Origin of the sequence: Gymnodinialimonas ceratoperidinii, assembly GCF_019297855.1 — a bacterium.
Lineage (GTDB): Bacteria > Pseudomonadota > Alphaproteobacteria > Rhodobacterales > Rhodobacteraceae > Gymnodinialimonas > Gymnodinialimonas ceratoperidinii.
The window spans coordinates 460992-473885 of sequence record NZ_CP079194.1 but is presented as its reverse complement, the minus strand read 5'-3'; the positions used below and the strand labels follow the sequence as shown (position 1 = coordinate 473885).

Annotated in this window: 15 protein-coding genes and 1 tRNA gene; 5 read left to right on the top strand and 11 right to left on the bottom strand. The window is 64.4% G+C overall.

The features are described 5' to 3' along the window. Window positions 1–33: 33 nt before the first annotated feature. From thiB to thiQ, 3 genes are read left to right on the top strand one after another with little or no spacing between them, the layout of a single operon-like run. Window positions 34–1029, top strand: coding sequence for a thiamine ABC transporter substrate binding subunit (gene thiB / locus KYE46_RS02320; RefSeq protein ID WP_219003191.1), 996 nt, complete (start codon window positions 34–36; stop codon window positions 1027–1029). Beyond that, on the top strand, window positions 1005–2570 hold the full coding sequence (locus tag KYE46_RS02315) for a thiamine/thiamine pyrophosphate ABC transporter permease ThiP (protein WP_219003190.1): 1566 nt from the start codon (window positions 1005–1007) through the stop codon (window positions 2568–2570). The genes thiB and KYE46_RS02315 overlap by 25 nt, the downstream gene beginning before the upstream one ends. Continuing rightward, window positions 2557–3246 carry a thiamine ABC transporter ATP-binding protein gene (thiQ, locus tag KYE46_RS02310; protein ID WP_219003189.1) on the top strand — a complete coding sequence of 230 codons (690 nt, stop codon included), beginning with the start codon at window positions 2557–2559 and terminating at the stop codon, window positions 3244–3246. Before KYE46_RS02315 ends, thiQ begins: the two co-directional genes overlap by 14 nt. 93 nt (window positions 3247–3339) lie before the next feature. On the opposite strand, the gene KYE46_RS02305 is transcribed toward thiQ, so the two are convergent. The 10 genes from KYE46_RS02305 to dapF all read right to left on the bottom strand — a co-directional run bounded on the left by KYE46_RS02305 (window position 3340) and on the right by dapF (window position 11273). Beyond that, window positions 3340–4149: a cytochrome c1 gene (locus KYE46_RS02305; protein ID WP_219003188.1), complete on the bottom strand. Its 810-nt coding sequence runs from the start codon at window positions 4147–4149 to the stop codon at window positions 3340–3342. A 14-nt stretch (window positions 4150–4163) separates the two neighbouring features. Next, the gene (locus KYE46_RS02300; RefSeq protein WP_219003187.1) at window positions 4164–5513 is read right to left on the bottom strand and encodes a cytochrome b; all 1350 of its coding nucleotides are present in this window, start codon (window positions 5511–5513) and stop codon (window positions 4164–4166) included. A 15-nt stretch (window positions 5514–5528) separates the two neighbouring features. Next, entirely contained in the window at window positions 5529–6104 is a 576-nt protein-coding gene (gene petA / locus KYE46_RS02295; RefSeq protein ID WP_219003186.1) for a ubiquinol-cytochrome c reductase iron-sulfur subunit, read from the bottom strand. A gap of 260 nt (window positions 6105–6364) precedes the next feature. After that, complete coding sequence (locus KYE46_RS02290; protein ID WP_219003185.1) at window positions 6365–6793, bottom strand: GNAT family N-acetyltransferase; 429 nt, start codon at window positions 6791–6793, stop codon at window positions 6365–6367. Beyond that, entirely contained in the window at window positions 6790–7389 is a 600-nt protein-coding gene (locus KYE46_RS02285) for a glutathione S-transferase (RefSeq protein ID WP_219004980.1), read from the bottom strand. The genes KYE46_RS02290 and KYE46_RS02285 overlap by 4 nt, the downstream gene beginning before the upstream one ends. 15 nt (window positions 7390–7404) lie before the next feature. Next, entirely contained in the window at window positions 7405–7686 is a 282-nt protein-coding gene (locus KYE46_RS02280; RefSeq protein WP_219003184.1) for a hypothetical protein, read from the bottom strand. 29 nt (window positions 7687–7715) lie between these two features. After that, the gene (locus KYE46_RS02275) at window positions 7716–8369 is read right to left on the bottom strand and encodes an FMN-binding negative transcriptional regulator (RefSeq protein WP_219003183.1); all 654 of its coding nucleotides are present in this window, start codon (window positions 8367–8369) and stop codon (window positions 7716–7718) included. A gap of 206 nt (window positions 8370–8575) precedes the next feature. Then, window positions 8576–8920 (bottom strand): hypothetical protein, encoded by a 345-nt coding sequence (locus KYE46_RS02270; RefSeq protein ID WP_219003181.1) that lies wholly within the window; start codon window positions 8918–8920, stop codon window positions 8576–8578. Window positions 8921–9156: 236 nt separating this feature from the next. Beyond that, window positions 9157–10428 carry a tRNA (N(6)-L-threonylcarbamoyladenosine(37)-C(2))-methylthiotransferase MtaB gene (gene mtaB, locus KYE46_RS02265; protein WP_219003179.1) on the bottom strand — a complete coding sequence of 424 codons (1272 nt, stop codon included), beginning with the start codon at window positions 10426–10428 and terminating at the stop codon, window positions 9157–9159. Then, window positions 10425–11273 carry a diaminopimelate epimerase gene (dapF, locus tag KYE46_RS02260; protein WP_219003177.1) on the bottom strand — a complete coding sequence of 283 codons (849 nt, stop codon included), beginning with the start codon at window positions 11271–11273 and terminating at the stop codon, window positions 10425–10427. The genes mtaB and dapF overlap by 4 nt, the downstream gene beginning before the upstream one ends. Window positions 11274–11361: 88 nt before the next feature. On the opposite strand from dapF, the gene KYE46_RS02255 reads away from it, so the two are divergent. Both KYE46_RS02255 and KYE46_RS02250 read left to right on the top strand, forming a co-directional pair. Then, window positions 11362–11437: transfer RNA gene (locus KYE46_RS02255), tRNA-Lys, on the top strand. A gap of 273 nt (window positions 11438–11710) precedes the next feature. Beyond that, window positions 11711–12484, top strand: coding sequence for a transglutaminase-like domain-containing protein (locus tag KYE46_RS02250; RefSeq protein ID WP_219003176.1), 774 nt, complete (start codon window positions 11711–11713; stop codon window positions 12482–12484). A 2-nt stretch (window positions 12485–12486) separates the two neighbouring features. On the opposite strand, the gene KYE46_RS02245 is transcribed toward KYE46_RS02250, so the two are convergent. Then, window positions 12487–12885: a DUF2177 family protein gene (locus KYE46_RS02245; RefSeq protein WP_219003175.1), complete on the bottom strand. Its 399-nt coding sequence runs from the start codon at window positions 12883–12885 to the stop codon at window positions 12487–12489. Between the last annotated feature and the right edge of the window lie 9 nt (window positions 12886–12894).

Below are 12894 nucleotides of genomic sequence, written 5' to 3'. Positions count from 1 at the left end.
CTTCACTTCGCCCCTAGCTTTGGAGGAGTGAGCATGAGCCTCACCAACACGACCATCATCGCTGCGGGTCTGACCCTTCTGGGCGGCGCTGCCATCGCGCAGACCCCCGTTCTGACGGTCTACACCTATGACAGCTTCGCGTCCGATTGGGGCCCCGGCCCGGCGGTGGAACTCGCGTTCGAGGAAATCTGCGCGTGCGACCTGCAATTCACCGCCACCGGCGATGGCGCGGCGCTCTTGTCCCGGTTGCGGCTGGAAGGCGCGCGCTCGGAAGCGGACGTCGTGCTTGGCCTCGACACGAACCTGACGACCGCCGCCGTCGAGGCAGGGTTGATGGCCGAGCACGGACTGACCGCCGAGGGGCTGACCCTGCCGGTTGACTGGAACGACCCGCATTTCCTGCCCTTCGACTGGGGCTATTTCGCCTTCGTCCACCGTGCCGACATGGAAGACGTGCCCGGCAACTTCGAAGAGCTTGCGGCCTCTGACGCCTCCATCGTGATCCAGGACCCCCGGTCCTCCACCCCCGGCCTCGGCCTGCTGCTCTGGGTGCAGAATGCCTATGGCGATGAGGCCGCGACGGTTTGGGAAGGCTTGGCCGACAACGTCGTCACGGTGACGCCGGGCTGGTCCGAGGCCTACGGATTGTTCCTCGATGGTGAGGCGGACATGGTGCTGTCCTATACGACCTCTCCCGCCTACCACCTGATCGCGGAAGAGGATGACAGCTACGCCACCGCGTCCTTCAGCGAGGGCCACTACATGCAGATCGAGGTGGGCGGCGTCCTGCATACCGCCGACAACCCCGAGCTGGCACAGCAGTTCCTCGATTTCATGGTGTCGCCCGCGTTCCAGGCGATCATCCCCGAGACCAACTGGATGTATCCCGCCGCCCTCTCTGCTGACGAGCTGCCGGCCGGGTTCGATACGCTGACGCAACCGGAAGAGGCGCTGATCTACCCCGCAGAGGAGGCCGCCGCGATCCGCGACGCAGCACTGGACACATGGCAAAACGCGCTCAGCCAGTAACGCCGGTGCAGATGACCGGCTGGATCATGATCCTGCTGGTCGTCCTTGCCATCTTCGGACCCCTCGGCGCGGTGCTCTACCGGGCCGAGGGTTTTTCGGACCTGCGCCCGGCCGATTGGGCCGCGGTGCGGTTCACCCTGCTTCAGGCGGCGCTGTCGGCGGCGCTCTCCTGCCTTGTCGCGATCCCGGTCGCGCGCGCGCTGGCGCGGCGCCGGTTCCGGGGGCGCGGGGCCTATATCTCTCTCATGGGCGCGCCCTTCATCCTGCCTGTCATCGTCGCCGTCATGGGCCTCCTTGCCATTTTCGGCCGGGCTGGGTGGCTGAATACGGCGCTGGAGGGCATCGGGGCGGGGCAGATCGAGATCTATGGATTGGCCGGCGTCGTGCTGGCCCATGTGTTCCTGAACCTGCCGCTGGCTACGCGACTGATCCTACAAGCCTGGCTCGCCGTGCCGAGCGAGCGTATCCGACTGGCCCATTCCCTGAACTTCACCGCGCGCGACATGCGGCGGCACTTCGTCTGGCCTCTGTTGCGCGCCGCCCTGCCCGGCGCGGCAATGGTCATTTTCCTGATCTGCACCACCAGTTTCGCCGTCGCACTGATTCTTGGGGGCGGGCCGTCGGCCACCACCATCGAACTCGCGATCTATCAGGCCTTCCGCTTCGATTTCGACCTCGGTCGTGCGGCGCTTCTGGGGGTGATCCAGGTTGCCATCTGTGTCGGCGCCGGGCTTGTCGCATGGCGCTTTGCCACGGCGGCCGAGTTTGGCGGCGGGCTGGACCGCCCGGCGATGGCGTGGCCGGGAGACAGCAAAGGCGCGCGGTTCGCGGACCGCGCGGCCCTGATCCTTGCGGGGGCGTTCCTGTTGCTGCCGCTCGCCGCGGTGACCGGCGAGGGCATCGGCGCGGTCGCAGGCCTGCCCTTGTCCACGTGGGAAGCGGCGCTGCGGTCGATCCTGCTGGCGCTGGCCTCGACCGCCTTGGCGGTATCCCTCGCGCTGCCCATCGCATTGCTGATCGCGGGCAAATCGGGCCGCGCGGGGCTGGAGGCGGTCGGGCTTCTCTCCATCGCGGTTTCGCCGCTGGTCATCGGGACCGGCCTGTTCCTGATCGTCTTCCCCGTCGTCAATCCCGTGGCCTTGTCCTTGCCGATCACGGGGCTCGTCAACGCCCTTGTCGCCTTGCCCTTCCTGCTGCGCGCACTGGTGCCTGCCGCGCGTCAGGCAGAGGCGACGCAGGGCCGGCTGGCCGATGCCTTGGGCATGCAGGGTTTCGCCCGGTCGCGGCACGCGATCCTGCCGCGCCTGCGCCGCCCCCTGGGCTTCGGCGCCGGACTAGCCGCGGCATTCTCGATGGGCGACCTCGGTGTCATCGCGCTATTCTCGGCACAGGGACAGGAGACGCTGCCGCTTGAAATGTACCGGCTCTTCGGGTCTTACCGCACCAATGACGCGCAGGGCGCGGCGGTGTTGCTGATGGCCCTGTCCCTCGGCATGTTCTGGCTCTTTGACCGAGGGGGACGCGTGAATGCTGCAACTTGAGAAAGTTCGCGTCGAGCTTGGCACCTTCACGCTGTCGCTCGACCTGACGGTGCCAAAAGGCGCGCGGGTCGCGCTGATGGGCGTTTCGGGCAGCGGCAAGTCCACCCTGCTGTCGGCCTTGGCGGGGTTCCTGCTGCCTGACGCCGGGCGGATCATCATGGCGGGCGAGGATGTGACGGCGGCTCCTGTCGCGCAGCGGCCCGTGTCGATCCTGTTTCAGGACGGCAACCTGTTCCCGCATCTGTCTGTCTTCGACAACATCGCCCTTGGGATCGCGCCGAACCTGCGGCTGGACGCGGCAGATGAGGCGCGGGTGATGGAATCCCTGCGGAAGGTGGACCTCGACGGAATGGACGAGCGGATGCCTGCGGCCCTGTCCGGGGGCCAGCAAAGCCGAGTTGCCCTCGCGCGGATGCTGCTGCGCGACAAGCCCGTGGCGCTGCTGGACGAGCCATTCTCGGCCCTCGACCCTGCCCTGCGGCGCGAGATGCTGGAGCTGATGCGCACACTTTGTGAAGAGACCGGGCAGACCCTTTTCATGGCCACCCATGACCTGCGGGATGCCGAGCATCTGTGCGACCGGATCCTGCTGCTGGAGGACGGCAAGGTGGTGCTGGATGCAGAGCTGTCGACCGCCATCGCGGAGCGCACCCCGGTGCTGCGTCCGTGGATGTGACCGCGACGGCGCTTCCTTCAATCCACCTGCGATAGCCCTGAAACGCAAAACGCGCCCCGGAGGGCGCGCTGCAATCTTTGATGTCTCACGCGGTCAGGCGGAGGGGGGGGTGCCCTTGGCGCGCGCCTTGACCGGTGCCCAGAGGCGCTTGTTGGTCAGGTACAGCAGGACCGCGAAGAGGCCGAGGATGATGAACGCCACCAGACCCAACTGCTTGCGTGCCATCAGGTGCGGCTCTGCCGTCCACATCAGGAAGGCCGAAACATCTTCCGCCATCTGCTCGACCGTGGCGGGGGTGCCATCGGCATATTCCACCGCATCGTCATAAAGCGGCGGCGCCATCGAGATGTAGCCCCCTTCGAAAGCGGTGTTCTCGTAGAGCACGGAACCGAACTGCTCGACCTCTTCGCCGGTGTAACCGGTCAGAAGCGATGCGATGTATTCGGGGCCGCCGATGCCGTAGATGAACTGGTTGATGCCAAGGCCGTAAGGGCCATGGAAGCCGGCCCGTGCCTTCGCCATCAGGCTCAGGTCAGGGGCGCCGACACCATCGTTCGCCGGGAAGTTGTCGTTCGGCGTGGCGGTGCGCCAGTCCTGCAACGCGTCGTCGTAGGTTTCGATGAAGTTCTCATCGATATAGGCGCGCACTTCGTCTTCGGTCCAGCCGATGCCACCGTGATCCGCCAGCGTCCGCAGGGGGATGTACTGGAGGCCGTGGCAACCGGCACAAACCTGCGTGTAGACCTGAAGGCCGCGCTGGAGCTGGTCCTGATCGAAGGTCCCGAAGGGGCCCTCGAAGGAGAAGCTGAAGTTCTCGACGTGGCTCTCACCGCCTGCCGCGATTGCGCCACCGGTGGAGAGGGCCAGCGCCGCGATGGCGCTGAGTGTAAGTTTCCTGAGCATTGTCAGATCCTCTCTCATTCAGCCGGGGTCGACGCGGACGTCGAACCGGTTGCGCCATGGTCTTTGCCATAGTGCGCGTTGAAGTCTTCTTCGATGGTCTCGGGCTGCGGCAGCGGCTTCTCGATCACGCCAAGCAGCGGCAGGATGACGAGGAAGTACGCGAACCAATAGGCAGAGCCGATCAGGGCGATGTAGGGATAGATCCCCTCGGCCGGGCGTGCACCCACCCACATCAGCACCATGAAGTTGACGGCGAAGACCCAGAACCACCACTTGAACATCGGGCGGTAGCGACCGGAGCGCACGCTGGAGGTATCCAGCCAGGGCGCCAGCGCCATCACGAGGATCGCCCCGAACATCGCGATCACGCCGAAGAACTTCGCGTCGACGATGCCGCCGGTCAGGAAGTTCGCCGCGATCACGACCCAGACCTCACCATCGAAGGCCCGCAGGATCGCGTAGAACGGCAGGAAGTACCATTCCGGAACGATATGCGCCGGGGTCACCAGCGGGTTCGCCTCGATGTAGTTGTCGGGGTGGCCGAGGTAGTTGGGCATGAAGCCCACGACCGCGAAGAAGATCACGAGGATCACCGCCAGGGCGAAGAGGTCCTTGATCACGAAATACGGCCAGAACGGCAGCGTGTCGGCCTCGGCCTCTTTCTTCGAGGTGCGGCGCACTTCGACACCCGTCGGGTTGTTGTTGCCCGTGGTGTGGAAGGCCCAGACGTGAACCAGCACGAGGCCAAGGATCAGGAAGGGCAGCAGGTAGTGCAGCGACAGGAAGCGGTTGAGCGTGGCGTTGTCCACGGCCGGTCCGCCAAGAAGCCAGGTCTGGATGCCTTCGCCGATGAACGGGATGGCGCCGAAGAGGCCGGTGATCACGGTCGCGCCCCAGAAGGACATCTGGCCCCAGGGCAGAACGTAGCCCATGAAGGCGGTGCCCATCATCAGCACGTAGATCAGCATGCCGATGATCCATGTCACTTCGCGGGGCGCCTTGTAGGAGCCGTAGTAGAGGCCGCGGAAGATGTGCAGATAGACCGCCACGAAGAACAGCGAAGCGCCGTTCATGTGGATGTAGCGGATCGCCCACCCGCCGTTCACGTTGCGCATGATGTGCTCGACCGAGGCGAAGGCCATGTCGACGTGGGGCGTGTAGTGCATCACCAGCAGGACGCCGGTGAGGATCTGCATGACGAGGCAGAAGACCAGCACGATACCGAAGATCCACATCCAGTTGAGGTTCTTCGGTGTCGGGATCATCAGCGTGTCGTACATCAGGCCGACAACCGGCAGGCGGCGGTGAAGCCACTTCTCGCCGCGCGAATTCGGTTCGTAATGGTCGTGGGGAATTCCACTCATGGGTTCAATCCTCCCTTAACCGAGCAAAATGGTTGATTCGTCGATGAACTCCGCCGGCGGGACCGGGAGGTTCTCGGGCGCAGGCCCACGACGGATGCGGCCGGCGGTGTCGTAGTGCGACCCGTGGCAGGGGCAGAACCAGCCGCCGAAGTCACCGGCACCGTCGCCGATCGGCACACAGCCGAGGTGCGTACACACGCCCTGCATCACCAGCCACTCGCCGGTGTTCTCGCCATCGAAGGCGGTCAGGGTGCGGTTGATGTCGGCGGCGTCTTCGCCGATGGCATTGGCGTTACGTGCCTCGGGATCGACAAGCTCGCTCACCTCGACGGCGCGCGCGGCCTCGATTTCCTCTTCCGTACGGCGGCGCACGAAGATCGGTTTGCCCAGGAACAGCACGGTCAGCTGCGTGCCCGGCTCGATCCCCGACACGTCGACGCGCAGCTGGCTGGCAGCCTGCACATCGGCGGAGGGGTTCATGGAGTTCACCAGCGGCCAAGCGGCCGCACCTGCAACGACAACGCCGGTACCGGCGGTGGCGTAGTACAGAAAATCCCGGCGTTCGCCGGACGGATCCTGTGTATCTGACACGAGCTCTGCGTCCTTTCTCTCTGGGTCCAAACGTCTTCAGACCTGGAAACGTCTATTTGCGGAGTCGGAATCCCTCCGTCCCCAAGCTGCTGTTGCTGTTACTGTTTGAAGGTTTACGCGTCCAGCGGACAAACGCGCACACGGGGGCTGAAATGTCGCATATTTCCGCCCGTATCGGCTTGTGACAGCAATTTACGCAAGAATTCGTCGCAGATAGGGGCACCGCGCGGCGCGCCATGCGGGCATCCGAGCCTGAGGCGTTACAGAGACGCGCGCATCAGGCGGTGCATGATACCGGAGCCGTCGTCATAATCCGGACCCTCCGCAACGAAGCCCAGACGCCCGTAGAAAGGGATCGCATAGACCTGCGATTCGAGCTCGGCCTGGGAGAAACCGCGCTTCTTGGCGTCCGCCATCAGCGCCCGCATGATCATTGCGCCGAGCCCCGTGCCACGGTGCGCGGGCAGCACCGCGACCCGCCCGATCTTTGCGCTTTCCCCACGGGCGATGACCCGTGCCGTACCGGCCGCCGCGCCGGACGCATCCGTGGCGAGGTAATGCAGGCAGGACGCGTCGTGGGCATCCCACTCCTCGGCCTCGGGGATTTGTTGTTCCTCGATGAAAACCGCCCGGCGAATGTCGAAACACGCCTGCCGCGCGGCCTTTGTCTCGGCAAGTGCGACCTTCATTCCGGCGCGGTGGCCACCATGGCGGGCCGCTCGGCAAAGCCTGCGTACCACGTCGCCAGCGCCTCACGCCCCTCGCGCCAATCGCGATCCTTGTGGCGCAGGTCGAGGTAGCCCAGGGCGCAGCCGATGGAGACCTGACCCATGTCGAGCGGTCCGTGAAGATGGCTCATCCACTGCCGCTCCAACCCGTCGAGCGCGCGGGTGACCTTCACCCATTGCGCGTCGAACCAGTCGTTCCACCAAAGCTCCTCCGGGCGCAGGCGCTTCTCGTAGACGATGCCGACAGCGGCCTCCATGATCCCGTCGCCCGTCGCTTCGAGCGTCAGCGTTTCCCACAGACGCTCCTGCGGGTAGAGCCCTGCGCCGGCGCGATCGTCGAGGAAGCGGCACACCACGTTGCTGTCGTAGATCGTCGGCGCTTCGTCCCGCACGAGGGCGGGGATCTTGCCGAGAGGGTTGGCCGAGTTCAGCCGCTCTTCCCCGCCCATCGGCGTCGCCGTCACCTGAACGTAGGGCACATCGGTGATCCCTGCCTCCGCGATCAGGACCCGCGCCTTGCGTACGAACGGAGACGCGTCCGAGCCCAGAAGTTCAATCATGCCAAAATCCCATCATGTCAGTCGTTTAATTCGCAAACGGCCGATCGCCGTGCCGTCTATGCGGAACTTCGGGCCAAACGGGCCGGCCTGCAAGGTTCTTGTCATTTTGCCTGCCGCGGCCAGCTGACCCGGCGACTTGCACAGCTGCACCCCATCGGGGGCCGCGTCCATCTCGGCCTCGACGGCAGGCGAAAGGCGCCCCCGTCGTGCAAGACGTGCGGCGGTGAAGCCTGCGACCGCGACAGCGCCATAGCGCAGCGCCAGAAACGCCATCGGTGGGATATTCAAAGCCATCCAGAGCATCCTCTGCAACGAGTGATGCCTTAAATGTAGGTGAGCGGCGCATCCTTATCAATCGAAGGCACGCCGCCGGTCATCAGGGCGCCGAGGGTTTCGACCTCATGCCCTATCGGTGATTGCTTGATCGCCTCCGCCGCACCCGCACGCGCCGCATCGGGCTTGTTCTGGTTCAGTTTCCACGTGCCCTCGACATCATGGACTTCGAAGCGAAACGGCAGGATCATCCGCATCATCTTTTCCAGCATGTCCGGTGTCATCTTGGCACTGGTCCAGGGCCGCTTGGGGGCAAGTCGATCCTCGAAATGGCTGGAGAGACGGTCCAGATGTTCCCGCAGCTCATCCGGGTTCATCGGCTGCAACATGCCGCGGAGATGGACGGCGACGTAATTCCATGTCGGCACCTGGTTGGGCGTATCGTACCAATCGGGGGAAATGTAGCCATCCGGCCCGTTCACCGCGATCACCGCGGGCTTGGGCTCGGTCACGGCGCGGGCAATCGGGTTCGAGCGCACCAGATGCAGTTCCGCAACCTCGCCCGTGTCGCTCAGCACGAAAGGCACATGGGCAAGCAATGGCGTGGGGTCCCCGTTCAAACACAACATCCCGAAACCCCGCTTTCGGCACAGGCCGACGTTGGTGAAGGCAGGTTCTTGGCGAAACGCCGGATTGGGATGCATGCGGTAGACCCTTGGCAAGCGGGACTGACCCTTCACCAATGTTGGAGTCCTGTCGTCCCGGCGATGTGTGCTTACAATGCATCCATCAAATTGATCGAGAGTGAAGGCAACCACCGAGAACCGCACGGTTTGTTCGATTCTTTGGCTTTCCACCGGGATGTTGTGCAATTGCCCTATCTGTTTGGACAGGTGCTCTCGCCTGCCGCTTACCCGTAATCATCACCTCCCATCATCGGAGGACCGACAAGCCCGTCGATGGCGCGAGCAAAGCTGGCTTCGCAGCCAGAAACTGGAGTTGGATTGTCGCCGGGAACCTCAAGCGCAAGGCATCGCGCGATCATGTCGGAACTTCTGTAGGTGGTCGTCCCACCGGGAACCAGATGGTATTCCCACCTCGTGTCCCCGTCGAGGCCCTCTGTCCGTACATAGGCAACGCGATATGACGTTCCATCGTATTCGTAAGTGCCGACCCACCGCTCGAACGTGCTGCCGATCGTAAAGCAGCCCGAAACCGCCAGCGTCATTGCCGTGATAAAAATCGCTTTCTTCATGGGATGTGTTCCTTCCAGCCCTGTCCGAATGCCCGCAACAGACTGCGTAAGCCGTCATTTTTCCGCTTCTCGGCACAGCCTTAGCGCGCATCGACAAATCTATTTGATTTTCGACAGGTCTATTTCGCCCGACCACCGCAGCGGAGAATGCACCGCAGGAAACGCCCGCTTCTTGCCTAACACGTAGCACGAAAACGGAATTTCTCCTAGTTTTTGGCCCTATCCCACAAAATGACCTATCCGGCGGTGAGGCCCCCGTCGTCGAATCCCATGATTCGAGCCGTTACGATGTCGCCCTCGGGCTGGTCGGATGCAAAGCGCGTCTCGGTGAATTGCTCGGTCCTGCCCATGCGGGGGTTTTCCATCAGGATGCGATGCTCGCGGCCGATCTGCTTGGCCAGATGGGCGCTGACGGCGGCCGCACCCGCCTCTCGCAACCGCTTTGCACGGGCCTTGATCGCGGTGCCGTCCACCTGCGGCATCCGCGCGGCGGGAGTGCCTTCGCGGGGGGAGTAGGGGAAGACGTGCAGCCAGGTGAGGTCGCATTCGGTCACCAGCTTGAGCGAATTGGCGAAATGCGCCTCGGTCTCGGTGGGGAAGCCGGCGATGATATCGGCACCGAAGGTGATGTCGGGGCGCAGGCGGCGGGCCTCTTCGCAGAAGGCGATGGCATCGTCGCGCAGGTGGCGGCGCTTCATGCGCTTGAGGATCAGGTCGTCGCCATGCTGCAGCGACAGGTGCAGATGCGGCATCAGTCGAGGCTCGGTGGCGATGGCCTGCATCAGGTTCTCGTCCACCTCGATGCTGTCGATGGAGCTGATCCGCAGGCGCGGCAGGTCCGGCACCAGCTTAAGGATGCGCATGACAAGATCACCGAGCTTCGGCGCGCCGGGGAGGTCCGCGCCCCAGGACGTCATGTCGACGCCGGTCAGCACCACCTCGTTGTAGCCGCGGTCCACGAGGCGCTTGATCTGGTCCACCACGACGCCCGCCGGGACCGAGCGGGAGTTGCCGCGACCGTAGGGTATGATGCAGAAGGTGCAGCGGTGATCGCAGCCGTTCTGCACCTGCACATAGGCGCGCGAGCGGGTGCCGAATCCGTCGATCAGGTGCTCTGCCGTTTCGCGCACCGACATGATGTCATCGACGCGGACCTTCTCGGTCTCCCCGATGAAATCAGGGCCGAGGTTTTGCCAGGTCTCGGGGTTCATCTTCTCGGTATTGCCAAGGACGAGGTCCACCTCCCCCATCGCTTCAAAGGTCGCGGGCTCGGTCTGGGCGGCGCAGCCGGTGACGATCACGCGGGCATCGGGGTTGTCGCGCTTGAGTTTGCGGATCTCCTGCCGCGCCTTGCGCACCGCTTCGGCGGTCACGGCGCAGGTGTTGACGATCACGGCATTCTCGACGCCTGCGGCCTCCGTCATCTCGCGCATCGCTTCGGTCTCGTAGGCGTTCAGACGGCAGCCATGGGTGTGAAAGACCGGAACCTTGGTGTCAGGGGCGCTCATGGCAAGCCGTCCAGAAACGCGGGCGTCAGCTCGGCGGTGAAGACATGGGCAGTGGGGCCGGTCATCCAGGCGCCATCGTCGCGCCAGTCGATGGAAATTTCGCCGCCGTCGAGCGTCAGCCGCACCTGCCGCCCGGTCAGCCCGCGCCGCGCGGCCGCGACGGCCACGGCGCAAGAGGACGAGCCGGAGGCCAGCGTCACGCCGACGCCCCGTTCCCACACCCGCATCCGCAGGTGGTCCGGGCCGATGACATGGGCAAACTGCACGTTGGTCCGCTCGGGGAACAGCGGGTCATGCTCGAAGCGCGCCCCTTGGGCTTCGAGATCCACCGCATCGGCATCCTCGACGAAGAAGGTGCAATGGGGGTTGCCCATCCCGGTCGCAACGGGCGCGCCGTCGAGCGGCAGGTTCAGCGTGTCGCAGTCGCGCGCGAGCGGCACCCCCTGCCAGTCGAGCATCGGGTGCCCCATGTTGACGGAGGTCAGCCCGTCCCCGGCGTCAACCGCTTCCAGCAGGCCACGCTCGGTCCGCAGCGTGATGCGGTCGCGCCCGGTCAGCTCCATCTCGCGGCGCGCGACGCAGCGGGTCGCATTGCCGCAGGCCCCGGCCAGCGAGCCGTCCGCATTCCAGAACGTCAGCCGCAGATCACTGTCGTCGCCGGTCTCGATCACCGCGAGCTGGTCGAATCCCACACCCCGATGCCGGTCACCCAACGCTTGCGCCAAGGCAGGCGTGACGGAGCGCGCGCCGTTGCGGGCGTCGATCACGACGAAGTCGTTGCCAAGACCGTGCATCTTCAGGAACGGCAAGCCGGTGGGGGGAACTTGATCAGGCATCTGGCGCATATACGAGAACCTGCGGACAGTTCAAAGACCCTGTGGGGATTTTCGCTTGACGCGCCAAGAACTCGGTCCTAGTAACCGCGACTTGAGCGGGCCCTTAGCTCAGTTGGTAGAGCAGTTGACTTTTAATCAATTTGTCGCAGGTTCGAATCCTGCAGGGCTCACCATTCTCCCCTTTGCCTTTAAAGTTCTGTAGCTGGCGCCGATGCGCGGGCAGCCTGGCTGTTTTTCTTCGGCGCTGGATAAGCGTTTCACGCGCAATCAGCCGAAAGACAGCGTGCGTGATTCGTAGCCAGTGGGCGTTGCGCGGCTATTTGCGACTCAAGACCTGAAGCCACGTGCAACCAATGGCGGTGATCGCCCGTTGGTAGGTGCCGCAGACAGGAACGGCGATGGAACGGTCCCTGACGACACGTTCCCTTAACTCTCAGAGGTCAAGCATGGAACTCGATGTCAACGTTCAGCTGGAGTATCAGCTCTCCGGTCCCACGGACCTGCTGTTGCAGATCGAGGTCGCTGATCTCGCGGATCAACGGCTGCAATCGTCGAATATCGAGATTTCCGATACGGAGCATCTTGCCCGCGTTGCGGCCGACGACGGGTTGGGCGAGCGCATTTGGATCAGGACCGATGGCATCTTCCGCTGCGATTATACGGCGCGTGTCGTCGTGGACCGTCCGGCGCTCGATATCTCGACCCTCGATGCCGTGGCGCCGCATCTGCTGCCGGGTGACACGGTGCGCTACCTCATGCCCTCGCGCTATTGCCCTTCAGATGAGTTCCAGTCCTTCGTCGAGGCGGAATTCGGTGCCTACCAAGGCGGCGCCCGGATCGCCGCCATGCGGGATTGGATCACGAAGGCCTTCAGCTACGTTCCCGGATCGAGCAATGGCCAGACCACGGCGCTCGATTCCTTCGTGCAGCGGCAGGGCGTCTGCCGGGATTACGCCCACGTCATGATCGCCCTCGCCCGCGCCTCGACCATCCCGGCCAGATTCGCCAGCGTCTACGCGCCCGGCGTCACGCCGCCCGACTTTCACGCGGTGGCAGAGGTTTTCCTCGACGGCACATGGCATCTGGTCGACGCGACCGGCATGGCGACCGCCGATACCATTGCGCGGATCGGCGTTGGCCCCGACGCGTCAGGCGTCGCGTTCCTCACCACCTTCGGGCCCTGTACCCTCAGGCAGCAGTCGGTGTCCGTGACGGCGTAGGCTCACCCCACCATGCGGGCGATCATCACGCCGGCCCAGGCAGAAAACCCCGTCAGAACGCCGCCCCATAGCGTGTCGACGGCGACCTGTTGCATCGACCAGTCTCGCAGCGTGGCGTAATTGGTGAACTCATAGGTGCCGTAGGCCATCAGGCCCAAGGCGATGCCGCCCCACAAAGCGCTGATCGGATCGTCGGCGCGCAGGGCGGGGACGGAGACGAACCAGAGGAGGCCCGCGACATATCCGAGGTAGAACAGCGCCGCCGGAACCACGCGGAACGGGTCCGCGAAGAGATGTGCGACGTGACGCTCGAACACAGGTTTCACGAGCAGACGAAGGCCCACGGCGTCGGCCGCAAAGAAGATCACGGCGGTGGAGAGATAGAGGACAAGGATCTTCATGGGGCTTCC